This window comes from Burkholderia dolosa (assembly GCF_902499135.1).
Lineage (GTDB): Bacteria > Pseudomonadota > Gammaproteobacteria > Burkholderiales > Burkholderiaceae > Burkholderia > Burkholderia dolosa.
This window is the reverse complement of record NZ_CABVPR010000009.1, coordinates 12,526-38,796: the sequence shown is the minus strand read 5'-3', so window position 1 is coordinate 38,796 and position 26,271 is coordinate 12,526. Positions and strand designations below refer to the sequence as shown.

The 26,271-nt window shown below is 66.2% G+C and carries 24 protein-coding genes; 7 read left to right on the top strand and 17 right to left on the bottom strand.

Translation table 11 applies throughout. The annotated features are described in order from the left end of the window. Position 1 precedes the first annotated feature (1 nt). Positions 2–1,057, bottom strand: a complete 1,056-nt coding sequence (locus tag BUB20358_RS06435) for a branched-chain amino acid ABC transporter permease (protein WP_006762980.1) — start codon at positions 1,055–1,057, stop codon at positions 2–4. 189 nt (positions 1,058–1,246) lie between these two features. Further along, positions 1,247–2,404 (bottom strand): ABC transporter substrate-binding protein, encoded by a 1,158-nt coding sequence (locus BUB20358_RS06430; RefSeq protein WP_006762981.1) that lies wholly within the window; start codon positions 2,402–2,404, stop codon positions 1,247–1,249. A gap of 96 nt (positions 2,405–2,500) precedes the next feature. Here BUB20358_RS06430 and BUB20358_RS06425 point away from each other — a divergent pair, with 96 nt between their 5' ends. After that, entirely contained in the window at positions 2,501–2,914 is a 414-nt protein-coding gene (locus BUB20358_RS06425; protein ID WP_158380485.1) for a hypothetical protein, read from the top strand. Between the two features lie 494 nt (positions 2,915–3,408). On the opposite strand, the gene BUB20358_RS06420 is transcribed toward BUB20358_RS06425, so the two are convergent. The 6 genes from BUB20358_RS06420 to BUB20358_RS06395 form a co-directional block, all read right to left on the bottom strand. Next, entirely contained in the window at positions 3,409–4,380 is a 972-nt protein-coding gene (locus BUB20358_RS06420) for a branched-chain amino acid ABC transporter permease (RefSeq protein ID WP_006762982.1), read from the bottom strand. Then, positions 4,380–5,264 carry a branched-chain amino acid ABC transporter permease gene (locus BUB20358_RS06415; protein WP_006762983.1) on the bottom strand — a complete coding sequence of 295 codons (885 nt, stop codon included), beginning with the start codon at positions 5,262–5,264 and terminating at the stop codon, positions 4,380–4,382. Before BUB20358_RS06415 ends, BUB20358_RS06420 begins: the two co-directional genes overlap by 1 nt. Before the next feature lie 132 nt (positions 5,265–5,396). Continuing rightward, positions 5,397–6,596, bottom strand: a complete 1,200-nt coding sequence (locus tag BUB20358_RS06410) for an ABC transporter substrate-binding protein (protein ID WP_006762984.1) — start codon at positions 6,594–6,596, stop codon at positions 5,397–5,399. Between the two features lie 77 nt (positions 6,597–6,673). After that, positions 6,674–7,429 carry an ABC transporter ATP-binding protein gene (locus BUB20358_RS06405; protein WP_006762985.1) on the bottom strand — a complete coding sequence of 252 codons (756 nt, stop codon included), beginning with the start codon at positions 7,427–7,429 and terminating at the stop codon, positions 6,674–6,676. Next, complete coding sequence (locus BUB20358_RS06400; protein ID WP_006762986.1) at positions 7,426–8,205, bottom strand: ABC transporter ATP-binding protein; 780 nt, start codon at positions 8,203–8,205, stop codon at positions 7,426–7,428. The genes BUB20358_RS06405 and BUB20358_RS06400 overlap by 4 nt, the downstream gene beginning before the upstream one ends. A gap of 457 nt (positions 8,206–8,662) precedes the next feature. Continuing rightward, a complete protein-coding gene (locus tag BUB20358_RS06395) occupies positions 8,663–10,348 on the bottom strand; it encodes a GMC family oxidoreductase (protein WP_035973221.1) in 1,686 nt (561 codons plus the stop codon). Positions 10,349–10,732: 384 nt separating this feature from the next. On the opposite strand from BUB20358_RS06395, the gene BUB20358_RS06390 reads away from it, so the two are divergent. Both BUB20358_RS06390 and BUB20358_RS06385 read left to right on the top strand, forming a co-directional pair. Then, positions 10,733–11,632, top strand: a complete 900-nt coding sequence (locus BUB20358_RS06390; protein WP_035971451.1) for a LysR family transcriptional regulator — start codon at positions 10,733–10,735, stop codon at positions 11,630–11,632. Positions 11,633–11,898: 266 nt separating this feature from the next. Next, positions 11,899–12,447 (top strand): class IV adenylate cyclase, encoded by a 549-nt coding sequence (locus tag BUB20358_RS06385; protein ID WP_006762989.1) that lies wholly within the window; start codon positions 11,899–11,901, stop codon positions 12,445–12,447. Between the two features lie 72 nt (positions 12,448–12,519). Here BUB20358_RS06385 and BUB20358_RS06380 read toward each other — a convergent pair whose 3' ends face one another. After that, the gene (locus BUB20358_RS06380) at positions 12,520–13,005 is read right to left on the bottom strand and encodes an Lrp/AsnC family transcriptional regulator (RefSeq protein WP_035973222.1); all 486 of its coding nucleotides are present in this window, start codon (positions 13,003–13,005) and stop codon (positions 12,520–12,522) included. 106 nt (positions 13,006–13,111) lie between these two features. On the opposite strand from BUB20358_RS06380, the gene phhA reads away from it, so the two are divergent. Beyond that, on the top strand, positions 13,112–14,038 hold the full coding sequence (gene phhA, locus BUB20358_RS06375) for a phenylalanine 4-monooxygenase (protein WP_006762991.1): 927 nt from the start codon (positions 13,112–13,114) through the stop codon (positions 14,036–14,038). Between the two features lie 100 nt (positions 14,039–14,138). Next, positions 14,139–14,447 (top strand): 4a-hydroxytetrahydrobiopterin dehydratase, encoded by a 309-nt coding sequence (locus BUB20358_RS06370; RefSeq protein ID WP_006762992.1) that lies wholly within the window; start codon positions 14,139–14,141, stop codon positions 14,445–14,447. Positions 14,448–14,539: 92 nt separating this feature from the next. Here BUB20358_RS06370 and BUB20358_RS06365 read toward each other — a convergent pair whose 3' ends face one another. After that, positions 14,540–14,770 carry a DUF3717 domain-containing protein gene (locus tag BUB20358_RS06365; protein WP_006401493.1) on the bottom strand — a complete coding sequence of 77 codons (231 nt, stop codon included), beginning with the start codon at positions 14,768–14,770 and terminating at the stop codon, positions 14,540–14,542. 123 nt (positions 14,771–14,893) lie between these two features. Between BUB20358_RS06365 and BUB20358_RS06360 the strand changes: the two genes are divergently transcribed. Both BUB20358_RS06360 and BUB20358_RS06355 read left to right on the top strand, forming a co-directional pair. Further along, a complete protein-coding gene (locus BUB20358_RS06360; RefSeq protein ID WP_006401494.1) occupies positions 14,894–15,586 on the top strand; it encodes a response regulator in 693 nt (230 codons plus the stop codon). Between the two features lie 109 nt (positions 15,587–15,695). Further along, the gene (locus BUB20358_RS06355; RefSeq protein ID WP_006762994.1) at positions 15,696–17,177 is read left to right on the top strand and encodes a sensor histidine kinase; all 1,482 of its coding nucleotides are present in this window, start codon (positions 15,696–15,698) and stop codon (positions 17,175–17,177) included. A gap of 111 nt (positions 17,178–17,288) precedes the next feature. Here the strand turns inward: BUB20358_RS06355 and BUB20358_RS06350 are convergent, their stop codons facing one another. The 7 genes from BUB20358_RS06350 to mnmC all read right to left on the bottom strand — a co-directional run bounded on the left by BUB20358_RS06350 (position 17,289) and on the right by mnmC (position 26,202). Beyond that, positions 17,289–17,816, bottom strand: coding sequence for an SET domain-containing protein (locus BUB20358_RS06350; protein ID WP_035971453.1), 528 nt, complete (start codon positions 17,814–17,816; stop codon positions 17,289–17,291). A gap of 205 nt (positions 17,817–18,021) precedes the next feature. Then, positions 18,022–19,134 carry an NADH:flavin oxidoreductase/NADH oxidase gene (locus BUB20358_RS06345; RefSeq protein ID WP_006762996.1) on the bottom strand — a complete coding sequence of 371 codons (1,113 nt, stop codon included), beginning with the start codon at positions 19,132–19,134 and terminating at the stop codon, positions 18,022–18,024. Between the two features lie 185 nt (positions 19,135–19,319). Continuing rightward, a complete protein-coding gene (locus tag BUB20358_RS06340; RefSeq protein WP_035973223.1) occupies positions 19,320–20,030 on the bottom strand; it encodes a glutamine amidotransferase in 711 nt (236 codons plus the stop codon). 28 nt (positions 20,031–20,058) lie between these two features. Next, on the bottom strand, positions 20,059–20,697 hold the full coding sequence (locus tag BUB20358_RS06335) for a MarR family winged helix-turn-helix transcriptional regulator (protein WP_006762998.1): 639 nt from the start codon (positions 20,695–20,697) through the stop codon (positions 20,059–20,061). Between the two features lie 508 nt (positions 20,698–21,205). After that, on the bottom strand, positions 21,206–22,321 hold the full coding sequence (locus BUB20358_RS06330; RefSeq protein WP_035971455.1) for a YbdK family carboxylate-amine ligase: 1,116 nt from the start codon (positions 22,319–22,321) through the stop codon (positions 21,206–21,208). A 14-nt stretch (positions 22,322–22,335) separates the two neighbouring features. Beyond that, a complete protein-coding gene (locus BUB20358_RS06325) occupies positions 22,336–23,550 on the bottom strand; it encodes a cation:proton antiporter (protein ID WP_035971456.1) in 1,215 nt (404 codons plus the stop codon). 669 nt (positions 23,551–24,219) lie between these two features. After that, positions 24,220–26,202 (bottom strand): bifunctional tRNA (5-methylaminomethyl-2-thiouridine)(34)-methyltransferase MnmC2/FAD-dependent 5-carboxymethylaminomethyl-2-thiouridine(34) oxidoreductase MnmC1, encoded by a 1,983-nt coding sequence (mnmC, locus tag BUB20358_RS06320; RefSeq protein WP_006763000.1) that lies wholly within the window; start codon positions 26,200–26,202, stop codon positions 24,220–24,222. Positions 26,203–26,271 lie beyond the last annotated feature (69 nt).

Here is a 26,271-nt window from a genome sequence, read left to right as displayed (position 1 = left end):
GTCACTCCTCGTCTTCTTCCGCGTGCGGTGTCGCGAAACTCCGCCACAGCAGCACCGGAATGATCAGCGTGAACACGATCACCTCCTTGTACGCGCTCGCCCAGAACGACGAGTACGATTCGAGCACGCCGACGAGCAGCGACCCGGCTGCCGCGAGCGGATAGCTGACGAGCCCGCCGATGATCGCGCCGACGAAGCCCTTCAGCCCGATCAGGAAACCGGAGTCGTAGTAGATCGTCGTCAGCGGACCCACGAGAATCCCGGACAGCACGCCGAGCCCCGCCGCGAACGTGAACGCGAGGCGCCCGGCTTCGGTCGTGCCGATGCCGACGAGCCGCGCACCGAGCCGGTTCACCGACGTTGCGCGCAATGCCTTGCCGGCGATCGTTCGGCCGAAATACACGTAGAGCGCGCCGATCAGCACGAGCGCGGTCACGACGACGACCATGCTTTGCGCGGACACCGTCATGCTGCCGACCGACAGCGACGCGTCGGAGAACGCGTTGGTGCGCGAGCCTTCCGCGCCGAACATCACGAGCCCGAGGCCGACCATCGCGAAATGAACCGCAACCGATACGATCAGCAGCAGCAGCGTCGTGCCTTCGGCGATCGGCTGGTACACGAGCCGATACACGAACGGCCCCATCGGCACGACGATCGCGAGCGTCAGCGCGATCTGCGCGAGCATCGGCAGCGGCTGCGCGGCGAAACTGCGCGTGATCGCGAATACCGCGAGCGGCAGCAGCACATAGCGGCTGCCGAGCGTCGCGAGCGTACGGCCGAGCTGATGCCGGCGTTCGCGATGCCGGATCAGGCCGCCGACTTCGAGCAGAAAACACGCGATGCCCATCACGAAGAGCAGCCAGCAGGTGGCGGGGAATTTCTGCGCCTGCAACGCCGCGAGCGTCAGCGCGCCGTAGGCGACGAACTCGCCCTGGGGAATGAAGATCACCCGCGTGACGGAAAACACCAGCACGAGCGCGAGCGACAGCAATGCATAAATGGCGCCGGTCGTGATGCCGTCTTGAGCGAGGATCGCCGCAATCGAGAGATCCATACGTTTCGTGTATCGAGAATGCTGCGGAGAAACGGCGACGGGAGCGAACCGCCGCGCGCACGCGTCGTGGCGTCATGCGCGGGCTCCCGGAAGAATTCTTGTGGCACGGGCGCTGCCGTCATGCGCGGCGCCGTGCCGACGGCGCGCACGGCACGATCCCGCGCCGCGCGCCCCGGTTTCACGCGATGCTCACTCGGCCTGCAGCTTCCACTTGCCGTCGACGATCTGCACCATCACGCGCGCCCGCGTGTCGAAACCGTTGTGGTCGGTCGCCGTCATGTTGATCACGCCGTGCGACACCGGCAGGTCTTTCACGTTTTCGAGCGACGCACGCAGCGCCTCGCGGAATGCCTCGGTGCCCGGCTGCCCCTTCTTCAGCGCATCGGGAATCGCACGCTGCAGCAGCATCCCCGCATCCCATGCATGTCCACCGAACGTCGACAGCGAGCCTGCGCCGTACGCCTTCTCGTACGCAGCCTTGTACGCGAGCGCCGGCTTCTTCACCGGATTCGAATCGGGAAGCTGGTCGGTGACGAGCACCGGACCGGCCGGCAGGATCTCGCCTTCGCAATCCTTGCCGCATACGCGCAGGAAGTCGTTGTTCGCGACGCCGTGCGTCTGATAGACCTTGCCCTTGTAGCCGCGCTCCTTCAGCGTCTTCGCAGGCAGCGCCGCCGGCGTGCCCGAACCGGCGATCAGTACCGCATCCGGGTTCGAGCCCATCAGCTTCAGCACCTGCCCCATCACCGACGCGTCGGTGCGGTTGTAGCGCTCGTTCGACACGATCTTGATCCCGTTCTTGGCAGCCGCCGCGCTGAACGTGTTGTACCAGCTGTCGCCGTACGCGTCGGCGAAGCCGATGAAGCCGACCGTCTTCACGCCGTGCTTCGCCATATAGCCGGCGATCGCGTCGGCCATCAACTGATCGTTCTGCGGCACCTTGAACATCCACGCGCGTTTCGCGTCCATCGGCGTGATGATCTGTGCGCTCGCGGCGAGCGAAATCGTCGGCGTCTTGCCCTGCGATATCGGGTCGAGCATCGCGAGCGAGTTCGGCGTGACGGACGAACCGATGATCGCGTCGACGTGATCTTCGTCGATCAGCTTGCGCACGTTCTGCACGGCCCGGCTCGTATCGGATGCATCGTCGAGCACGATGTACTGCACGCTCTTGCCCGCGATTTCCTTCGGCAGCAGCGCAATCGTGTTCTTTTCCGGGATCCCGAGCGATGCGGCCGGCCCCGTCGCCGACAGCGTCACCCCGATCTTCACCTGCGCCGACGCCGTCGCAGCCGCACATACGAGGCCGGCCGCAAGCAAGGCTTCCATCCATCGATTCATCTTCATTTACGTTGTCTCCAAACGCTGCTCGAAAAATCCGCGGGTCGCTCGGGCGGCTCCCGGTCCTCAAACAAGTTAATAATTTAACTATCTCGCATTGCGATGCCTACACTGGTTTTCCCGCGCCGCACCGCGCTGAATCCGCGCAAGCCGGACAGTCCGCTCGAACGAATGCCGGCATGCCGACCGATAGAGCCGTTCGACGTCACGATGCGCGCCGGCAATGTCGTCAGCATGAAGAATTCGAAAGAGAAATACGATATCGCGCGCTTGACGGTTGCGAGCGCAACCAATTGCGCCGACGCGGACCGCTACGTCGCGGCCGCGCGTGCGCGGCGATATGAAGAAGGCGGCACCGTGCGCGTCGAACGACGAACCGCCGGCACGTGCCGCCGCTGCTGCCCCGATCCATCGTCCCGCGCTTCTCATCCAACCGTACTCCGTCTTCTGCATTGTGCTTGTAGGAGAACTGCCGACCATTTTCCCGACCGCACGGTCGGTGAAAGGCGAGTGTAACGGACGCTTTTTTCGCACGCCAACCGGGTAAGCCCGAACCGCATGCGCGTCGCGATGCGACAGCAGCGAACGGTTTGCGGAGAAGCGAGAGAAACGGAGAAGACCAGGAGACGCGTGCAAAGCGCCGAGAAAAACACGAACGCCGAATCGATCAATCGCATTCGCTGCACGGCGAATATCGATTCGCGCGTACAAATGAAAAAGCGCTGTTGGATTCCGTCCAACAGCGCTTTGGGGTTCGGGCACTTTGTGCCTCGATTGTCTCCTCGTTCTCCACCTGCAAATTCGATTCGCGGTGCATCAGAACTGAGACGAAGCTTAAAGAAGCTTAAGCACTGCGGCAACTTAGCATTTACCCCTATGGTGCATTGCCGCACGAAAATGGGGCACCAGCTGCTCGTCAGGCACCGGCGCGAGCGTGCAACGGCGCGTCGCCGAGCCGCGCAGAATGGTGCTTCGCATCAACATTGCGCACGCGGCCGGCCCTTTCGTCGTCACGCCCTGAGCGGCTTGATCCGCGCGACCATCTCGCCGACGATCCCGCGCCGGAACGCGAGCACGCACGCGATGAAGATCAGGCCGGTGACGATCGTCGCCGATTCGCCGAGCGAGTGGAACCAGCCGATGCCGGTCGTCGACGCGAGCCATTCGCCGATATCGCCGAGCCGGTCTTCCAGTGCGACGATCAGCGCCGCGCCGAGCAGCGGGCCGAACAGCGTGCCCATCCCGCCGACGAGCGTCATCAGCACGACGAGGCCCGACATCGTCCAGTACGCGTCGGACAGCGTCTCGAAGCCGAGCACGACCACCTTCAGCGCGCCGGCCAGCCCCGCGAGCGCCGCGGACAGGATGAACGCGAGCAGCTTGAAGCGGTCGGTGTCGTAGCCGAGCGAGATCGCGCGTGCCTCGTTCTCCTTGATCGCGACGAGCACCTGACCGAACGGCGAATGGACGATCCGCACGATGAACGCGCACGCCGCGACGATCACCGCGAGCACGACGTAGTACAGCGCGACGTCGTTCGACAGATCGACGATGCCGAACAGCCGCCCGCGCGGCACGCCCTGCAGGCCGTCCTCGCCGTGCGTGAACGGCGCCTGCAGGTAGATGAAGTACACCATCTGCGCGAACGCGAGCGTGATCATCGCGAAGTAGATGCCCTGTCGCCTAATCGCGAAGAGTCCGACGACGAGCCCGAGCAGCGTCGCGGCGACGGTGCCCGCGAGCACGCCGAGCTCCGGCGTCGCACCGAGCGTCTGGATCGAATACCCGGTCACGTAGCCGGCGGTCGCGAGGAACATCGCGTGGCCGAACGACAGCAGCCCCGTATAGCCGATCAGCAGATTGAACGCCGCCGCGAACAACGCGAACGTGAGCACCTTCATCACGAAGACCGGATACGCACCGATGAACGGCGCGACGAGCAGTGCGGCGAGCAGCACGCCGTAGAGCACTTTTCTCTGCATCATTTTTCCTTGCCGAACAGGCCCGCCGGGCGGATCAGCAGCACGATCGCCATGATCACGAACACGACGGTGGCCGACGCTTCCGGATAGAACACGCGTGTGAAGCCCTCGATCACGCCGAGCATCAGCCCGGTGACGATCGAGCCGAGGATCGACCCCATTCCGCCGATCACGACGACCGCGAACACGGTGATGATCATCGGCTGGCCCATCAGCGGCGACACCTGGATCACCGGCGCGGCCAGCACGCCCGCGAACGCGGCGAGCGCGACGCCGAAGCCGTACGTGAGCGTGATCATCATCGGCACGTTCACGCCGAACGCCTCGACGAGCTTCGGATTCTCGGTGCCCGCGCGCAGATATGCGCCGAGCCGCGTCTTCTCGATCACGAACCACGTCGCGAGACACACCGCGAGCGACGCGACGACGACCCACGCACGGTAGTTCGGCAGGAACATGAAGCCGAGATCGGTCGCGCCGGACAGCTGCGACGGCACGTCGTACGGCTGGCCGGACGAGCCGTAGACCGACCGGAACACGCCTTCGACGACGAGCGTGAGGCCGAACGTGAGCAGCAGCCCGTAAAGGTGATCGAGCTTGTACAGCCAGCGCAGCATCGAGCGTTCGATCGCGATCCCGAACGCGCCGACGATCAGCGGCGCGAGCACGAGCATCGCCCAGTACGGCAGCCCGAAGTACGACAGCCCCATCCACGCGAGCATCGCGCCGAGCATGAACAGCGCGCCGTGCGCGAAGTTGATCACGTTGAGCAGCCCGAAGATCACCGCGAGCCCGAGGCTCAGGATCGCGTAGAACGAGCCGTTGACGAGGCCGAGCAGCAACTGGCTCAGCATCGCCGGCAACGGAATGCCAAAGATTTCCATCGACTTAGCCGTCAGAATGAGTTTCGTTGCATGCGCAACGTCTCTGCAGCGGCCCGTGCGGGCGGCGGAGCACGCACGTCGCTGCAGCAGCAGCCGCGCGGCGCGCGTCCCGCACGCGCCGCTACGACGCGCTTACTTCCACAGCGCGCAGCGCGATTCCTGCTTCGTGCCGAACGCCTGCTCGCCCGGAATCGTCGCGAGCACCTTGTAGTAGTCCCACGGCTCCTTCGATTCCGACGGCTTCTTCACCTCCATCAAGTACATGTCGTGGATCATGCTGCCGTCCTGACGGATGTAGCCCTTCGCGTAGAAGTCGTTGATCTTCATCTTCTTCAGCTCGGCCATCACCTTGTCGGAATCGGTCGTGCCGGCTGCCTGCACGGCCTTCAGATAGGTGGTCACCGACGAGTAGTCGGCCGCCTGCAGGCTCGACGGCATCTTCTTCATCTTGCCGAAGTAGCGCTGCGCCCACTGGCGCGACGCCGCGTCGCGGTTCCAGTACCAGCTGTCGGTCAGCACGAGGCCCTGCGTCGTGTCGAGGCCCAGGCTGTGCACGTCGTCGATGAACATCAGCAGCGCGGCGATCTTCATCGTCTTCGTGATGCCGAACTCCTTCGCGGCCTTGATCGAGTTGATCGTGTCGCCACCGGCGTTCGCGAGGCCGAGAATCTGCGCCTTCGATGCCTGCGCCTGCAGCAGGAACGACGAGAAATCCGACGCGGACAGCGGATGCCGGACCGCGCCGAGCACCTGCCCGCCGTTCGCCTTCACGACGTCCGACGTGTTCTTCTCGAGCGCCTTGCCGAACGCGTAGTCGGCGGTCAGGAAGAACCACGTCTTGCCGCCCTGCTTGACCACCGCCGAGCCGGTGCCTTTCGCGAGCGCCATCGTGTCGTATGCGTAGTGGACGGTGTACGGCGTGCACTGCTCGTTGGTCAGCGTGTCGGCGCCGGCGCCGATGTTGATGTAGACCTTCTTCTTCTCGGCTGCGACCTGGTTCATCGACAGCGCGGTCGCCGAATTCGTGCCGCCCACCAGCAGGTCGAGCCCGCCGCGGTCCATCCACTCGCGTGCCTTCGACGCCGCGATGTCCGCCTTGTTCTGGTGATCGGCATACACGACCTCGATCGGCTTGCCGAGCACCTTGCCGCCGAAATCGGCGACGGCCATGCGGATCGCCTCGAGGCCGCCCTGCCCGTCGATGTCCGCGTAAAGCCCCGACATGTCGGTGATGAAGCCGATCTTCACGGTATCCGCCGCGTGCGCGGCGCCGGCAGTGAATGCTGCGGTCGCAAGTGCGAGACAGGCGTGTGCGAGGGTCTTCATTTTCATTGACGTCTCCTGTTGTTCTGATGCGTTGTGGTTGTTCGTGGGCCGCCACGGCTAGCGGCAATGGAAACGGCGCGGCGTCACACGCCGAGCAGATCGTGCAGGATCGGCATCTTGCCTTCGAGTTCGGCCGCGCGGAAATGCTCGACGATGCGGCCGTGCTCCATCACGTAGAAGCGGTCCGCGAGCGGCGCGGCAAAGCGGAAGTTCTGCTCGACCATCACGATCGTGTAGCCGCGCGCCTTCAGCGCGACGATCATCCGCGCGAGCGCCTGCACGATCACCGGCGCGAGCCCTTCCGAAATTTCGTCGAGCAGCAGCAGGTTCGCGCCGGTGCGCAGGATCCGCGCGACCGCGAGCATCTGCTGCTCGCCGCCGGACAGCCGCGTGCCCTGGCTCTGCCGGCGCGTCGCGAGATTCGGAAACATCGCGTAGATCTCGTCGAGCGACATCGCGTGGTCGCGCGGCCCGATCGGCGGCGGCAGCATCAGGTTCTCCTCGCACGACAGGCTCGAGAAGATTCCGCGCTCCTCCGGGCAGTAGCCGACGCCGAAGTGCGCGATGCGATGCGTCGGCAGCCCGATCGTCTCGTTGCCGGCGACCCTGATCGACCCGCTGCGGCGTCCGGTGAGCCCCATGATCGCGCGCAGCGTCGTCGTGCGGCCCGCACCGTTGCGGCCGAGCAGCGTGACGACTTCGCCGCGGTGAACGGTCAGGTCGACGCCGTGCAATATGTGCGATTCCCCGTACCAGGCTTCGAGCCCCGTGATCTCCAGCGCGGGCGTGCCGCTTTCGACGCCGCTCAATTCGCGTTCCTCCCGTTCGCTGTGCTTCATGCGTGCGCTCCCGCGAGCGCCGCGTCGGCGCTGCCCATGTAAGCCTCGATGACGAGCGGATTCTTCGATACTTCCGCGTACGACCCTTCCGCGAGCACTTCGCCGCGCTGCAGGACGGTGATCGTGTCGGAGATGCCGGCGATCACGTTCATGTTGTGCTCGACCATCAGGATCGTGCGGCCGCTTGCGACCTTCTTGATCAGCGCGGTCACGCGATCGACGTCTTCGTGGCCCATCCCTTGCGTCGGTTCGTCGAGCAGCATCAGCTCGGGCTCCATCGCGAGCGTCGTCGCGATTTCGAGCGCGCGCTTGCGGCCGTATGCGAGTTCGACGGTCGGCACGTGCGCGAAATCGGTGAGGCCGACCTGCGTGAGCAGATCCATCGCGCGATCGTCCAGACGCTTCAACGTGCGCTCGCTGCGCCAGAAATGGAATTCCGTGCCGAGCGCGCGCTGCAGGCCGATGCGCACGTTCTGCAACGCGGTGAGATGCGGAAACACCGCCGAGATCTGAAACGACCGGATGATGCCGCGCCGCGCAACCTGCGCGGGCCGTTCGTCGGTGATGTCGACACCGTTGAAGACGATCTGGCCGGCCGTCGGTGTCAGAAACTTGGTCAGGAGGTTGAAGCAGGTGGTCTTGCCCGCGCCGTTCGGTCCGATCAACGCGTGGATCGCACCGCGGCGCACACGCAGGTTGACGCCGTTCACGGCCGTGAAGCCCCTGAATTCCTTCGTCAGTCCGCGTGTTTCCAGAATCGTGTCGCCGAGAATCATGTTCCCTTCCGTACGAAGTCAGGCGAAGCACCGGGAAGATTCGCGCAAGCGGCCGTGAACAGATCGGCGGATGAGCTGGCTGCCCCCGGGCGCCGTGTTACGCCTCGAGGGTGGTCTCCCGCGCCGACGCGTATGCACGCTGCGCCACATTGTCGCCCCGTTGGTGCAGTGCAATCATCGGGATTTGCACTTATAGGGCTGGCCGCGATATCGCCCAGCCATGCACGGTTCTTGCGCGAGATTTTCGACGTGCGTCTCGATTGCTCTGTCGATGCACGTCGAATGCGCGTGCACCGCACGGTTCGTTCCCGGACGCACAACAACGGAGCGCGCGACGGTCGAAAATCCGCGATCGCGCCGGTTCTCGGAAACCGACTCGACAAACGCCGTTGCTTGGCATGTCGAAGCAGCGGCAACGCGCGCAGACGAGCGAGCGCGGCCGCGTGCCGGCGCTCGCTCACACGGGCGCAGCCGCCACTTCGGTTCGCACGTGCGTCGTTTCGCGTGCTGCGCGGCGGTCCGCGCGAATCATGTCGCTCGCGCGCTCGGCGATCATCAGCGTCGGCGAATTGGTGTTGCCCGACGTGATCGTCGGCATCACCGACGCGTCGACGACTCGCAGCCCGTCGATGCCGCGCACGCGCAGCCGGCTGTCGACCACCGCGCGCGGGTCGTCTGCGCGGCCCATCCGGCACGTGCCGACCGGATGGAAGATCGTCGTGCCGACGATGCCCGCCGCCTCGATCAGTTCGGCTTCGGTCTGATAGCGCGGGCCGGGCAGAATCTCCTGCGGACGATAGCGCGCGAGCGCAGGCGCGGACGCGATCCGGCGCGTGACGCGCAGCGCGTTCGCGGCGACGTGGCGATCGTAGTCGGTCGACAGATAGTTCGGCGCGATCGTCGGCGCGGCGCCCGGATCGGCGCTCGCGATATGCACGCTGCCGCGCGACGTCGGCCGCAGATGGCAGACGGAAGCCGTGAACGCATTGAAGCGATGCAGCGGTTCGCCGAAACGCTCGAGCGACAGCGGCTGCACGTGATATTCGAGATCGGGGCGCGTGAGCGCCGGATCGTCCGGGTCCGATTTCGCGAACGCGCCGAGCTGCGACGGCGCCATCGACATCGGCCCGCGCTGCAGCAGCGCATATTGCGCGCCGATCATCAGCTTGCCCCACCAGCGTGCGGACAGCGTATTGAGCGTGCGCACGCCGTCGACGCGGAACGCCATCCGCAGTTGCAGATGATCCTGCAGGTTTTCGCCGACGCCCGGCAGATCGTGCACGACGTCGATGCCGAGCGCCTGCAGCCGCCGGCCGTCGCCGATGCCGGACAACTCGAGCAACTGCGGCGAATTCACGGCGCCCGACGTCAGCAGTACTTCGGCCCGCGCGCGCGCGACGTAATCGGTGCCGCCGCCGCGATATTCGACGCCCACCGCGCGCCGCCCGTCGAACACCACGCGCTGCACGTGCGCGCCGGTGATCACGGTCAGGTTCGCGCGCGTCATCGCGGGCCGCAGAAACGCCTTCGACGCATTCCACCGCACGCCGCGCTTCTGGTTGACCTCGAAATAGCCGACCCCGGAATTGTCGCCGCGGTTGAAATCGTCGGTCGCCGGAATGCCGGTCTGCTGCGCGGCCTGCGCGAACGATTCGAGAATCTGCCAGCGCAGTCGCTGCTTCTCGACGCGCCAATAACCGCCTGCGCCGTGCGCGTCGCTCGCGCCCGCGTGGTGATCCTCGCTGCGCTTGAAAATCGGCAGCACGCTGTCCCACGACCAGCCCGCATCGCCGGTTTCCTGCGCCCAGCCGTCGTAGTCCTCGCGCTGCCCGCGCATGTAGATCATCCCGTTGATCGACGAGCAGCCGCCGAGCACGCGGCCGCGCGGATACGACAGGGCGCGGCCGTTCAGCCCCGCTTCCGGCTGCGTCTTGTATAGCCAGTCGGTGCGCGGATTGCCGATGCAATACAGATAGCCGACCGGAATATGAATCCAGTGATAGTCGTCCTTGCCGCCCGCTTCGAGCAGCAGCACACGGATGTCGGGATCCTCGGTCAGGCGGTTCGCGAGCACGCAGCCCGCGGTGCCCGCACCGACGATCACATAGTCGAATTCGCCTTCGAGCGTGCGTCCAGTCGTCACGACGTGTCTCCTTCGTTGTTGTGCGTCGCGCGGCGCGATGCCCCGCGTCGTTGCGTATCGTGCGCGCCGCGGCGTCGTCGCGCGCATCGGCGGTATCGCCGGCGGCGCAGTGCGAGCAGGCACCGGTGCGCGCGAGAATCGACGAGCGTCGCCGCATCGGCGCGGAAACCCGAATCGGCACGTCGATGCCGATGCCACGGCGAGCATTGGGCATTGCAACGCGTGTGTGTTGCGGCGCGCTTCCAGCATCTCGCTCGCCGTCGGCATCCGCACGGCATCGACGCTGCGCCGATCGATACGATCGATGAAGCGTACTCCCGCCGACGAGCGCCGATCCAATGAGTTATGCTGAACTGCGTTATAAGCCGCGCTCATATCACGACGATGGACCTCACCCTGCTCCGCGCGTTCGCGACGGTGGCGCGCGAAGGCAACCTGACACGCGCCGCCGCGCAGCTGCATCTGACGCAGCCGGCCGTGAGCCTGCAGATCAAGCATCTGCAGGAGACGCTCGGCGTCGCGCTGTTTACGCGCACGTCGCGCGGCCTCGCGCTGACGCGCGACGGCCAGACGCTGCTGCCGCACGCGGAGCGCGCGCTCGCCGCGGCGGCCGACGTGCAGCGCGCCGCCGCTGCGCTGCGCCACGAGGTGCGCGGCCGGCTGCGGATCGGCACGATCCTCGATCCGGAATTCCTGCGGCTCGGCGGCTTCCTGCGCGCGCTCGTCGAAACCCATCCGCAGATCGAAACCGCGCTGCGTCACGGAATGTCGGGCTGGGTACTCGAACAGATACGCGCGCACGCGCTCGACGTCGGCTACTACATCGGCCGGCCCGGCGACGACGATCCGCGCGACGGCGCGCTGTTCCATACCGTCACGCTTACGCGTTTCCATTACCGCGTGCTCGCGCCAGCCGGCTGGAAGGAGCGCGTGCAGCGCGCACACGACTGGCGTGCGCTCGCCGCGCTGCCGTGGATCTGGACGCCGCCGGCGTCCGCACACAACCGGCTGCTGTCGCGCTGCTTCGCGCGCGCGGGCGCCGAGCCGGTGAAAGTCGCCGAAGTCGATCAGGAGCAGTCGATGCTCGATCTCGTCAAGTCGGGAATCGGCCTCACGCTCGCCCGCGACGCGATCGCGCTGGCCGAAGCGCACGCGCACGCGCTGACGATCGTCGAGCGCGTGACGGTGCCGACCGAGCTGACGTTCGTGACGCTTGCCGAGCGGCGCGACGAGCCCGCGATCGCGGCTGCGCTTCGACTGATCGAGACGCAGTGGACGATATGAGCCACGCTGATGAATGCGAGACCGCGCGCGCGACGGTCGCGCCGCGTTCATCGTTGTCCCCGTTGGCCGACCGAATCGCTACCGCATCGCGTCGTCCGTATCACGGCCGGGAATGGGCCGCGTGAGCCGCGTGAGCCGCGTGCGGCCACCGCGCGCCCCGCGTCACCTCGCCGCGCCGATGCCCGCCGTCACGCCGCCGTCCGGGTCTTTTTGCTAGATTGTGCGTTCGCACACCGCGAGACCCCTGTCGACCGAAGGAGACCCGCATGGCCCGCAACATCGAGATCAAAGCCCGCGCCCGCGAATTCGAGCGTCTGCGCGAACGCGCCGCCACGCTCGCGACCGAAGCGCCGCTCTTCTACCGCCAGCAGGATTTCTTCTACGACGTGCCGCGCGGCCGGCTGAAGCTGCGCCGCTTCGAAGACGGCACACCGGCCGAACTGATCTTCTATCAGCGCGACGACCGCGACGGTCCGAAGGCGTCGTACTACACGCGCAGCCCGGTGACGAATCCGGACGCGATGCACGCGTTGCTCGCGACCGCACTGACGACGCGCGGGATCGTCACGAAGGAGCGGCACGTGTACCTCGCGGGCCGCACGCGCATTCATCTGGACCGCGTCGACGGCCTCGGCGACTTCATCGAGCTGGAAGTGGTGCTCGGCCCGGACGACGACGAAGCGGGCGGCGAAGCGGAGGCGCACGACGTGTTCGCGAAGCTCGGCGTGTCGCAGGACGATCTCGTCGCGGTCGCGTACGTCGACCTGCTGAATGCCGATGCGCGGCGCGAACCGGCGGCGTCCGCCGCGTCGTGACGCGGCGACGCATCGCGTTCGGCACGATCGGCGCGGCCCGTTGCTGCCGTTACCGGTACGGCCGCTGCCGGTTCACGCCGCGCCCGGCGCCAGATGCGCGAGCGGCAGCGCGCCGTTGCGCTTGAACGTCGTCAGCACGATGTTCGAACGCACGCTGTCGACGCCCGGCACGCGCATCAGCTTCTTCATCACGAACTGCGACAGCGCGTTCAGGTCGGGCGCGACGATCCGCAGCAGATAGTCGGCGTCGCCGACCACCGCATGGCACTCCAGCACTTCGGGCAGCACGTCGATCTGCTGCTGGAACTGCTCGATGATCGAATCGCCGTGGTGCTTGAGCTTCAGGCTCGTAAACGCCGTCACGCCGAGCCCGAGTTTTTCGGGCCGGAGCATCACGCGATAGCCTTCGATCACGCCGGTCGCCTCGAGCCGCTGCAGCCGCCGCCCGATCTGCGACGGCGACAGCGGCACCTCGTCGCCGAGCTGCTGATGAGTCGCGCGACCGAAGCGCTGCAGCACGTCGAGCAGCGCGAGATCGAAGTGATCGAGTTCCAGCATCGTCATTCTCCGCATAAATCCTAGATTTAGTGCGCGATTATCGCATTCAATAGCGCGTAAACGCCAACTATGCGCCCAATCCGCGCGCATCCCGCTCTACACTTGCATGCAGTCCAACCGCAGAACGTCAGAGCCGATCATGTCCACCGTCGTCACCGCGAAACTGCAGGAGCAGTTCGACGCGGGCCTCGAAACCCGCGCAGATTTCACCATCGACCAGCCGCTGGAACGCTACGGCCACGTCGATCACGCGGTGTGGCGGCAGCTCTATGCGCGCCAGTCGGCGCTGCTGCGCGGGCGCGCGTGCGACGCGTTCGTCGCGGGGCTCGGCAAGATCGATCTGCCGGCGGATCGCGTACCGTCGTTTGCCGACGTGAACCGCCAGCTCGCACGCGCGACCGGCTGGGAGATCGTCGCCGTGCCGGGCCTCGTGCCCGACCGCGTATTCTTCGAGCACCTTGCGAACCGCCGCTTTCCGGTCACGTGGTGGATGCGCCGCCCCGACCAGCTCGACTATCTGCAGGAACCGGACTGCTTCCACGATCTGTTCGGCCACGTGCCGCTGCTGATTGCGCCCGTATTCGCAGACTATATGCAGGCGTACGGCCGCACCGCGCTCGCGGTCGCCGACGACGAAGCGGCGCTCGCGCGCCTTGCACGCCTTTACTGGTACACGGTGGAGTTCGGGCTGATCCGCGACCCGCACGGCACGAACGGGTTGTCGATCTACGGCGCGGGAATCGTGTCGAGCAAGGGCGAAAGCCTGTACAGCGTCGAGAGTGCGGCGCCGAACCGGCTCGGCTTCGACCTCGAGCGCGTGATGCGCACCCGCTACCGAATCGACACGTTCCAGAAGACCTACTTCGTGATCGACGATTTCGCGCAGCTGTTCGCGTTGGCCGACGTCGACGGTCGCGCGCTCGCCGCGCGGCTCGCGACGCTGCCCGAGATTCCGGCGGGCGCGGTGCTCGATACCGACCGCGTGCTGCATCGCGGCACAGGCGAAGGCTGGCCGGCCGACGACGACGCATGAAGCGCCGACGCGCGGCAGGCAACTATGGAAGAATGATCGATGCCGGCTTCCCCGCGCAGACTCCGCCGCGCGCGAACGCCGTTATCCGAGAGGTGCAACGATGATCCACAAACTGACATCCGAAGAGCGCAAGGCCCGGCTCGAGCGGCTGCCGAACTGGTCGGCCGTCGCGGGCCGCGACGCGATCCAGCGCAGCCTGCGCTTCGCCGATTTCAACGAGGCATTCGGCTTCATGACGCGCGTCGCGATCAAGGCGCAGGAAATGAACCATCATCCGGAATGGTTCAACGTCTACAACCGCGTCGACGTGACGCTGTCGACGCACGACGCGAACGGACTGACCGAACGCGACATCGAACTCGCGCTTTTCATCGACCAGGCCGCCGCGCACGCGAGCGTCGGTGCCTGACCATCCGCATGCCGCCGCGCGTCGTTTCGATGCGCGGCGCGTCAACTTTTCATTCCGCTGAACGTTTTCTAGGATGTACTGAGCGAAAGCCTTCAGCTTTCCAAGCCATCCTTAAGGCGCACGTAAGTCTCGTACGCTTTCCGTGCCTTGGGGTCCAAACCTTCCAGTTGCAGCGCGCTTTCGCGCTGTACAATCAGCAGCGCATACGGCTTGGAAAGCGCGCTGGCCTCTTCGCAGAGTTTGAGTTCGTCGCCGCTCGACGGCGAGCGGGCGCGCCAGAAATTGATCGCGGCTTCGAGGTCGTGGATCGAAATATCGGACATGATTGGACTTAATCGTTCGCTGGCCGCCATGCTTGATGTCACGCGATGCGGCGCCCCTTGTGGAAACGGCGTCGTGCTGTCCGCGTGCCTGAACCGCCAACCCATTGTACTTGAGCGAACTTCATGCGACTCCTTCTGATCGAAGACGACCGCCCCATCGCACGCGGTATCCAGAGCAGCCTCGAACAGGCTGGCTTCACCGTCGACATGGTGCACGACGGCATCTTTGCCGAACAGGCGCTTGCGCAGAACCGCCACGAACTCGTGATCCTCGACCTCGGCCTGCCGGGCATCGACGGCATGACGCTGCTCACGCGCTTTCGCCAGACGAACCGCCACACGCCGGTCATCGTGCTGACCGCACGCGACGAGTTGAACGACCGGATCCAGGGTCTCAATTCGGGCGCCGACGACTACATGCTCAAGCCGTTCGAGCCGGCCGAACTCGAAGCGCGGATCCGCGCGGTGATGCGCCGCAGCGGTCCGCACAGCGACATGCCGCGTCCGGAAGTGTCGCTCGGCGGCGTACGCCTGTCGGGCGTCGATCGCCGCATCTTCAACGACGACAAGCCGCTCGAACTGTCGCCGCGCGAGTTCGCGGTGCTCGAAATGCTGCTGCTGCGTCACGGCCGCGTGGTCAGCAAGGCGCAATTGCAGGATCACCTCACGCATTTCGGCGGCGATCTCGGCGACACCGCGATCGAAGTCTACGTGCACCGCGTGCGCAAGAAGCTCGAGCAGTGCCGCGTCGAAATCGTCACGGTGCGCGGCTTCGGCTACCTGCTGCAGGAAATCCGTCAGACCGCGAGCGTCTGAGCGGCGTTGCGCGTCGGCACGCACCGCCGCTCGAGCGCTGCGCGCGCTGACGCACGACACCCGACCGCGCCGCTCCCCGTGAGCGGCGCTTATTCATTTGTCCGTCGAAATGTCTTCTGATCCGGCAGTCACCAGCCTGCGCCGCTCGCTGCTGCGGCGCCTCGCCGCGCCGCTGTCGATGCTCGCGCTGATGAGCGGACTGATCGCGTACTGGCTCGCGTGGCAATACACGCAGCACGTGATCGACCGCTCGCTCGCCGATCTCGCGACCGCGATCTCGAAGCAGATCCAGATTGCGGGCCCCGATGCGCCGTTCACGGTGCCGCCGCTCGCGCAGGCGATGTTCTCCGATCCGGCCGAAGCGCTGATCTACCGGATCAGCGACGGCGAGCAGGAGCTCGCCGGCGATCCGAAGCTGCCGCTGCGCGGGATCAACGTGCGCCGCATGCATCATGCCTACGTGTTCGAAGCGGAATACGACAATCGCGCGGTGCGCGTTGCGCAGGTGCGCGTCGAGGACGTCGAAGGCGGCAAGCCGATGGTCGTCGAAGTCGCGCAGCCGGTGCGGCACCGCTACCGGATCGCAGCCGAATTCCTCGTCGCGATCATGATGCCGCTGCTGCTGCTGCTGCTCGCGGGCTGGGGAATCGTGTGGCGCGTCGTGAACCAGCAGCTCGATCCGCTCACGCATCTCGCCGATTCGTTGAACCGGCAGACGCATACGTCGCTGGAGCCCGTTGACGAAACCGACGTGCCGCTCGAGATCCGGCCGCTGACGAGCGCGATGAACGCGCTGCTCGGCCGGCTGAAGACCGCGCTCGACGCGCAGCGCAAGTTCATCGCCGATGCCGCGCATCAGCTGCGCACGCCGCTGACCGCCGTGAAGCTGCACGCGGAGCAGGCCGCGGTCGCGCGCGATCCGCAGCAGACGTTCGCGGCCGTACGCGAATTGCGCGCGGCCGCCGATCGCGCGGTCCGGCTGTCGAACCAGCTGCTGTCGCTCGCGCGCGCGGAGCCCGGCGAACAAGCCGCGCGTTTCGTCGACGTCGATCTCGCGGCGATGGCGTTCGAGACGGGCGCCGAATGGGTGCCGCGCGCGCTCGCGTCGCACGTCGATCTCGGCTTCCAGCGCAGCGACGAACCGGGCGACGACGAAACGTTGAACGTGCGCGGCAATCCGGTGCTGCTGCGCGAGGTGATCGCGAACCTGCTCGACAACGCGCTGAAATACGTGCCGCTCGCGCGGCCGCACGGCGCGCGGATCACGGTCAACGTCGCGCGCAGCACGCTCGACGACGGGCAGCCGGCCGCGGAGATCGTCGTCGAAGACAACGGCCCCGGCGTGCCCGCGACTCAGCAGGCGGACCTGTTCAAGCGCTTCTTCCGCGGCGACGCGCAAAGCGGTGCCGGCGTCGAGACGGGTGCGGGGCTCGGCCTTGCGATCGTGCACGACATCATCGTGATGCACGGCGGCACCGTGTCGTACGAAGATGCGCCGGAAGGCGGTTCGAGATTCGTGGTGCGCGTGCCGCTCGCGGCGCGCACCGGCAAGCCGGCCAGCGAAACGCCGGCGGCCGCGCCGACGCTCTGAGCGCAGCGCGGTGCGCGCGCCGTATGGCGGGCAAAAGGCACGAGGGCGGCGACGCATGCGATGCGTCAACCGGCGGATGCAGCGGCCGTGCGTCGCACGCCGCCGCGCGCGTCACTTCTTCTTTTTCTTGTCCTTCGAGCCGGACTCGGACTTGCCGTCCTTCTTGTCCTTCTTCTTTTTCTTCTTGTCTTCGTCCGGTGTCGCGAGCAACGTGCCGCGGCACGTATCCGCGCCGCAATGGCATGCGTATTCGCGCTTGAGCTTCTTGGTCAGCTTCGCGTCGATCACGAGGCCGTAATCGTAGAACAGCTCTTCTTCGGGCTCGATGTCGCGCAGCGCGTGGATATACACGCGGCCGTCGATTTCCTCGGCCTCGCAGTTCGGCGCACACGAATGGTTGATCCAGCGCGCGCTGTTGCCGTTGATCTTGCCGTCGATCACGCCGCCCTCTTCCAGCGCGAAGTAGAACGTGTGATTCGGCTCGTTCGGATCGTGCGGATGGCGGCGCAGCGCTTCCTTCCACGAAATTCGCTCGCCCTTGTATTCCACTACGCGTTCGCCGGCCTTGATCGGCGCCACGGCGAACACGCCCTTGCCGTGTACACCCGAGCGGCGCACCGCGATCCTGCGTGAACTCATCGAACGAATCCTTGTGAAGACGACTTGAACGGAATCCGGCCGCGACGACGGCCCTGCGCCGCACGTGGCGACCCATGTCGGGCAGCCCGGAAACGAAAACGCGGCACCGGTCGGTGCCGCGTCCACGCATACGGCGAATCACCCGCATCCTACACGTTCGGGATTGCTTCGTTCAACATCGCGCGCAATATTGCGCGGTCGATGCTCAGCGCTGGCCGAACGCGATGTCGCCGAACAGCGTCTTGTGCTCGCGCGGCTGCGAACGCCAGTACTGCGGCGGCGCCGTCACCTGCGCGCCGAGCTCGGCGGCCGCATGCCACGGCCAGCGCGGGTCGTACAGCATCGCGCGCGCCATCGCGACGAAATCGGCGTCGCCGTCTTCGACGAGCCGGTTCGCATGCGCGGGCTCGTTGATGAGGCCCACCGCGATCGTCGGCATGCCGACCGCGCGCTTCACGGCCTGCGCGAACGGCACCTGATAGCCGGGCGACAGTGGAATCTTCTGCAGCGGCGACACGCCGCCCGACGACACGTCGATCCAGTCGCAGCCGCGGCGCTTCAGTTCGTGCGCGAATGCGATCGTGTCGTCGAGTTCCCAGCCGCCTTCGACCCAGTCGGTCGCCGACACGCGCACGCCGACCGGCCGCTCGTCGGGAAACGCCGCGCGCACGATGTCGAAGATCTCGAGCGGAAAGCGCATCCGGTTCTCGCGCGAACCGCCGTATTCGTCGGTGCGCCGGTTCGCGAGCGGCGACAGGAACTGATGCAGCAGATAGCCGTGCGCCGCATGTACTTCGATCGCGTCGATGCCGAGCCGCGCCGCGCGCTTCGCTGCTGCCGAGAACGCTTCGCGGATCCGGTTCAGGCCTGCGGCATCGAGCGCGAGCGGCGGCGTCTCGCCGTCCCGGTGCGGCACGGCGGACGGCGCGTGCGGCAGCCAGCCGCCGTCCGCGACGGACACCAGCTGACCGCCCTTCCACGGCACGTCGCTCGACGCCTTGCGTCCCGCATGCGACAGCTGCATCGCGACGCGTATCGGCGAGTGCTTGCGGATCGCGGCGAGCACGGGTTTCAGCGCGGCTTCGGTCGCGTCGTCCCACAGGCCGAGATCCTGGTGCGTGATGCGCCCGTCCGGCTCGACGGCCGTCGCTTCGATGCAGAGCAGCCCCGCGCCGGACAGCGCGAGATGGCCGAGATGAATCATGTGCCAGTCGGTCGCCTCCCCGCGCTCGGCCGAGTACTGGCACATCGGGGAGATCACGATCCGGTTCGGAAGAGTCACGCCGCGCAGCGTGAACGGAGAAAACAGCGCAGTCATGGATGACGCTCGCGAGGAAGGAAAGGAGCGGACGAGCGTAGCACGCGCGCCCGAAGCGTGCAGGCAGCGGGAGCGGCAGTAAGCGGATGGACAGGTGCGGCCGGCGGAGTGTGGCCGGCAAGGTTCGGCTTGGCGCGGCTTCCTCGACGCAGCCGTCCCCCGGCCGCGCTACGTGCAGGCGCCTGTCACAGCCCGACGCTGTCGAGCCATTCCGCAAACATGCGCCGCGCCGCCGTTTCCAGCGCCGGGCCGTGCCGAACCGTGTCGGCACGCAATCGCTGCGCATCGGCGCCGGGCGTCGCCGCGATTTCGCCCGCGTTCGCGATCAGCCACGGCTCGAAGCGGTCGGTGCGGATTTCCGGATGGCATTGCAGCGCGAGCACGTGCTGCCCCCACGCGAATGCCTGATTGCGGCACGCAGGCGTCGACGCGAGATGGATCGCACCGCCCGGCAGGTCGAACGTGTCGCCGTGCCAATGCAGCATCGACGTCGCCGCGCCGTCGAGGTGGCGCATCGGCGACGCGCGGCCCGCGTCGGTGAGCGTGAGCGGCGCCCAGCCAAGTTCCTTTTGGGCAGCCGGATAGACGCGTGCGCCGAGCGCACGCGCGATGAACTGCGCGCCGAGGCAGATGCCGAGGATCGGCAGTGCGGCGTCGATGCGCTGGCGCACGAGCGCGGCGAGCGGCGCGATCGTCGGATACTGCGCATCGTCGTACACGCTGAGCGGGCCGCCGAGCACGACGAGCAGCGACGGCTCCAGCACGTCGAGCACCTCGACGCGCGACGACCCGACGTCGACATAGCGCACACGCCGGCCGCGTTCGCCGAGCACCTGCTCGAAGCTGCCGAGATCCTCGAAATGCACGTGGCGGATCGCCACCACTTCAGCGTTCATCATCGGCCTCCCGGTCGATCGACGGACGTCAGCCGTTGAAAACCTTCCACGTTCTTTTCTGCGTCGCTGCATCGGCTTGTTCGTGCACCGGGCAGTCGATTCGCAGATCGCAGTCGGACATCGCCATGTCGAGCGCCGCGCAGTGATGCACGGGCTTTTTCGACGGCTTGCCCGGTTGCAGATGCGTGCACGTGAGACACATGCGGTGCGGCGGCGTCACGCCGGCGACCTGCAACTCACGCAGCGTCTTCAGCAGCGCGCGATACAGCGTGCCTTGCTCGTCCGCGGCCAATTTGCCGACCGCTTTCGACAGAAATTCCGGCCACTGCAGCGCCTTCTTCGCCGCGGTACGACCGCGCGCCGACAGGCGCACCGCCAGCGCACGGCCGTCGTCCAGCGCACGGCGCTTCTCGACGAGCCCCTTCATCTCGAGCGTGCTCACCGCGTCGCTCGTCGTCGCTGCGGTGAGCTGCGTCTCGCGCGCAATCTCGCCAAGCCGCATCGGGCCCTTGCGCTGCAGCAGCAGCACGAGAATCTCGCCCTGTGTCGGCGTGAGACCCGCGCTTTCTGCCCAAGTCCATGCCTGGCTTCGCATGGCCGTACTCAACCGCAGCAGGCTGTGCGTCACACGCCCCGCAGCCTCGTTCCCGTAAACGCCTTCGCTCATAGTCTTTTCGCTTTGCCGCCGCCCGGACTGCCGAACGGCCGTAATGTGGAGGTCGAATTGTTTATCTCGGACGGACGCGCGCTCCGCGGAGCCCGTCCGCACGCCGTCGCGCGGCACACGCGGCGGTCGCGTTCGCGGCGACCGTTGGCGCACGCGCGGCTCCGGCGTCCGCAAAGCCGACATTCTAAGCGAGTGCGGAAAATCGCACAGCTAAGTTATCCCCTTCGATCTGTGGAAAATCACTGGATAACCGGATCCCGCCGTTGTGCCGTCGACGCGTGCCGCTCGAGCGATGCAGCACGCAAACATTTTCGCGTTCGACGAAGCGTGCGATGCGACGACGGCGATCCACCGGGTTATCCATTCGGCAGAGCATTGACTTTGCAATGGAATGTCCGGTTATCCACAGATCGCCGGCTGCACGACAACAGCTTGCGGCGCGATGCGGCGTCGACCGTCGTTCAGCGAATCGCCGCTCGGTCGAGCGCGCATTCTGAAAAACATTTTTTCATTCGCGCCAACGCAGGCATTGCTGACGGACCGTCTCGTTCAGCGACTTTTCCTGCTTGAAGATCGTTCTCAGCCACGACGCGTCGTTCACGCGCGCCTTCGCGAGCGCGCCGATCTCGTCGAGCGCCGCGCGCGAGCCGAGCGCGGCCGCGTGCGGCGCAATGCGGTCGAGCGTGTCGAGGATGTCTTCGGCGATCGTGCGGCGTTCGCCCGTCTGAGGATTCACGCACGTGCCTTCGAGCCCGAAGCGGCACGCTTCGAAGCGGTTGAACGTGTAGACGAGGTAATCGTCTTCCGACAGCTTCAGCGGACGGTCGGTCAGCAGGTAGCGCGCAAGCGTCTGGATGTAGCACGCGATGGCCGCCGCGCGGTCGACCGACAGCGGCGTGTCCATCACGCGCACTTCGATCGTTCCGTAGCCGGGCTTCGGGCGGATGTCCCAGTAGAAGTCCTTCATCGAGTTCACGACGCCTGTGTTCACCATTTTCGTGAAGTACTCCTCGAAGCCGTCCCACGTCAGCACGAACGGCGCGCGGCCCGACAGCGGAAACGCGAACACCGAATTGAGCCGCGCCGAATGAAAACCGGTGTCGACGTTCTGCACGAACGGCGACGACGCGGACAGCGCGATGAAGTGCGGAATGAAGCGCGACATCGAATGCAGCAGGAACAGCGCGCTGTCGGGATCGGGACAACCGATGTGCACGTGCTGGCCGAACACGGTGAACTGCTTCGCGAGATAGCCGTACAGCTCGGAGATGTACTGAAATCGCGGCGCGTCGTAGATCTGCCGGTCGCTCCACTGCTGGAACGCGTGCGTGCCGCCGCCGCAGAGCCCGACGTTGAGCTGGTCGGCCGCCTTCACGAGCACGTCGCGGATCGCGTGCAGTTCGCCGACCGCCTGCTCGTGCGAATGGCAGATGCCGGTCGACAGCTCGATCATGCTCTCGGTGATTTCCGGCGTGATGTTGCCGGGAAAGGTCTCGTCCTGGATCAGGCGCATCAGGTCGGATGCGGCCTTGGTCAGATCGTAGTTGTGCGTGTTGACGACCTGGATCTCCAGTTCGACGCCGAACGTGAACGGTTCGGAATTGACGAAGGTTTCGAGTGCCATGGCAGGTTCCGGAATCAGTTGCTGTCGCTGCGTTCGCCGACCGCCGACAGGCATCGGTACACGACGAACGGGCTGACGAGCTGCAGGACCACGATCGTGCACATCACGATCGCGCGCAGGTGCGGGTCGAAATTCGGATAGAGCTGATAAGTGTCGTCGACGAGCAGGTACGACAGCGCGGACATCGGCGTGAGCGCGATGCCGAGCGCGACGCCCTGCTTCATCCCGATGCCGCTCGGCTTCGCGAACGCGACGACGCCCGCGAGCTTCGCGACGAGCCGCGTGACGATCAGCACGATCGCCAGCAGCCCGCCGAGCGCGATGTCGCCCCACGTGAACGACGTGAGCGTCAGCACGAACAGCACGACCGTCAGCAGCCAGCCCGCGGTGCCGAAGTGCTCGGGCCACAGCTGCGGGCGCGCTTCGAGGTTCTTTACGATGATGCCGGCGAGCAGCAGCGTGAGCAGCGTGGACAGCTTCAGCGCCTGTGCGACCGCGATCGCGAGCATCACGAGGCCGAACAGCGCGACGAACGAATGCTCGTCGCGCATCGTCGCGGTCATGTGGCGGAACAGGTAGTTGCATGCGCGCGCAACGAGATACGCGACGATGAACGACCCGGCGAGCAGATAGACCGGCTGCAGGATCGTCGCGAACACGTTGCCGTACGCTTCCTGATGCAGCCAGCTCGTCACGAGCTTGGTCAGCACGATCGCGTACACGCTGTTCAATGCCGTGAGCGTGATCAGACGCTGCGACACCTGGCCTTCCGCGCGCAGTTCGGTCTTCAGCTGGATCACCATCGACGGCGACGTCGCGATCGCGATCGCCGACAGCACGAGCGCGACCATCCCCGACACGCCGAGCGCGAGCATCACGAACAGCACGAGCACGAACGTGAGCGTCGCTTCCGCGAGGCTCGACGCGATCAGCCACGGATTGCGGCGGATCCAGCGCAGATCGAGGCGGCTGCCGAGCTCGAACAGCAGCAGGCCGAGCGCGACGTCGATCAATAGCCGCGACGTTTCGTCGGTGCTCGAGTCGATCACGCCGAACCCGAACGAACCGGCGATCAGACCGATCACCGCATAACCGGTAATGCGCGGCAACCGCCACGCGCGATAGCACAGCTCGCCGCACAGGCCCGCAGCGAAAAGCGCGAGGCCGGCCCAAAACACGGCATCCGCCGCAAGCGGCCAGTTGGGCAGAAACGAGAACGCCGACTTCATCGTGTTGACTTCTCCTTTGGAAGCAACCGCCAGCGACGCGGGGTCAAGCGACAGGAACGAGATGCGCGCCGGCTGGGTATTGCCCCGAATTTGATTGTTGTGGTCGACGGCAGGACATGGGATCCGCCTCTTCCGTCATTCGACGGAAATGTCGCTCAGAGTGCCGATCTGGATCGTCGGCCTGGTGTGTGAACGGACTGCGCAGTCTCGAGGATTGAGATTCGAAACCGGCCCGACCGTTCCGTTGATGCATGTCCGGCGCCAGGCCGGACGAACGCGAAGGAAACCGATTGTGCCACAGCTTTTTCGCTCTGGAACCGATTGAATCGACTCGCCGCGCTGTGCGGCATCCTGGTCTTTGGTTTCAAAGGTTTACCTGTATATATACGTAGTAGAAGTTAACAAGGCACGCACAGTTCTGTGGATAACTTCGGTTTACGCTGACGGATCAATGTGTTGTAAACCACATAACCCGTTGCACAGGCTGTTCGTGCACAGCAGTTTGACAGGAGCAACTTTTGGGCCGCGCCAGAGCTGTGCCGAATTGCCCAGTTTACGTCCACTGTGATTGCACACGAAGTGCGCGCCGAATCCGCGCGGTTATCCACAACGTCGAGTGGATAACCTTGCGCGCCGGGGTTCGAAAACTGTGAAGATCGGTGCGGGGAATCAGTCGGCGGCGCTCACCTGCCGCGCGCGCAGTGCACGGATCAGGAAGCGGGCCGGGTCGATCGCTTCCGCGAGTTCGCGCTCGAGCGGCCACGGTTCGCCTTCGAGCTGCGATGCGATCAGTTCGGCGCCGAGCGCAGCCCATACGAGGCCGCGCGAGCCGTAGCCGAAGGCGCCGTAGAGGCCCGGCATGCGCGGCAGGTCGCGCGCCTTCGCGCCGCTCAATGCACGCGCGTTCGCGATCGCGTGAGTTTCGTCGGCGAGCGGGCCGATCAGCGGCAGCCGGTCGCCGACGACCCAGCGAAATGCGACGCGGCCCGGCAGCGCATCGATATCCGCGATGTCGCCGATCAGCCCGGGCAAAAGACGTCGAACGCGCTCGAGGTTTTCGACATGGCCGGCCGCGCGCATCGACGGATCGACGTCGTCCGGTTCGAACGTCGCGCCGATCAGCAGCGTGCCGTCGCCGAGCGGCACCGCGTAGCCGTCGCCGATCGCCGGACAGCGCAGCGGCGCGCTGCTCCCCGGCGGCAGCAGCGTGAGCTGGCCGCGTACCGGCTGCATCGCGACGTGCCGCAGGCCCGCGAGCCGCACCGCGTCGCCGGCGTTCGCGAGCACGACGACCGGCGCTTCGGCGAGTGTGCCGCCGCCCGCATCGATCGCGCGCCACGCGTCGCCGTGCCGCTCGAGCCGCGCGACTTCGCTGCACGTCAGCATCCGCACGCGTTCGCCGGCGGCCGCGCATTGCGCCGTACATAGCGCGGCCGGCCACACTGCGCCGCCCTGCGGAAACAGCAGGCCGCCCTGCGCGACCGGCAGATTCAGATGCGCACGTGCGGCTTCGACGTCGAGCAGCGACACATAGTCGGCCGGCGCGCCGAGCGCATCGAACGCATCGCGCATTCGTGCGAAATCGTCGGCCGACTCCGCGAGGTGAATCATTCCATCCGTGCTGCGCGCGAATGCATGACCGGCACGTTCGAGCGCACGCCAGCGTGCGAGCGCATGCAGGAAGCCGCTGCGTGTGAGGCGGCTCGCGACGTTGTCGTCGCGCGTCATCAGCGGATGAAATACGCCGGCCGGATTGCCCGACGCTTCGCTCGCGATCCGGTCGTGCCGCTCGATCAGCGTGACGTCCCAGCCGCGCGCGGCGAGCCGTTCGGTGACCGCACAGCCGGCCAGCCCCGCACCGATCACGATGGCACGACGCGCGTGCACCGGCAACGCACGCGGCGGCTCGTGCCGCCGCATTCGCCAGCGCGGCGCGTATTCGCCGACGAGCATCGCGCGCTTGCCCGCGAATCCTTCGACCTTCCGATATGCAAAGCCCGCTTCGTCGAGCGCGCGCTTCACGACGCCCGAGCTCGAATACGTCGCGAACGTCGCATCGTCTCCAGCGATGCGCGCGAGCGCGCGAAACACGTCGACGGACCAGATGTCCGCGTTTTTCGCCGGTGCGAAACCGTCGAGATAGAACGCGTCGGCGCGCGCGACGAGCTTCGTCAGCATGTCGAGCGCGTCGCCGAACGCGAGCGTCAGCACCACGCGTCCTTCGTCGAATTCGAGCCGGTGCACGCCGGGCACGAGCATCGGCCACGCGTCGACCAGCGCGTCGACCAGCGCGTCGACGTCCGCCGATATCGTTGTGTTTGCAACGATATGCGAAGCCGCACGCCGCAGGTCTTCGCGCGAGAACGGATGCTTTTCCACCGACACGAAGTGCAGCCGCTCGCAGCGGGCGGGGTCGTCGCGCCATGCGGCCCACGTCGCGAGGAAATTGCAGCCGACGCCGAAGCCCGTCTCGACGATCGTGAACGTGCGCCGGCCCTGCCAGCGCGCGGGCAGCCGATTGCCGGCGACGAACACCTGGTTGGCCTGCGCGAGGGCGCCTGCGGCGCTGTGATAGATGTCGCCGTACGCGGGCGAGACGAGCGTGCCGTCGTCGCGAAACGCGAGCGTGGCGGGAACGAGTCGGTCGGGCATGCGAAACAAAAAGCGTGGCAGCCAAGCGTGGCAAGGGTTTGCGCGGAGCCGCGCGCGCGGCCGTTGGCA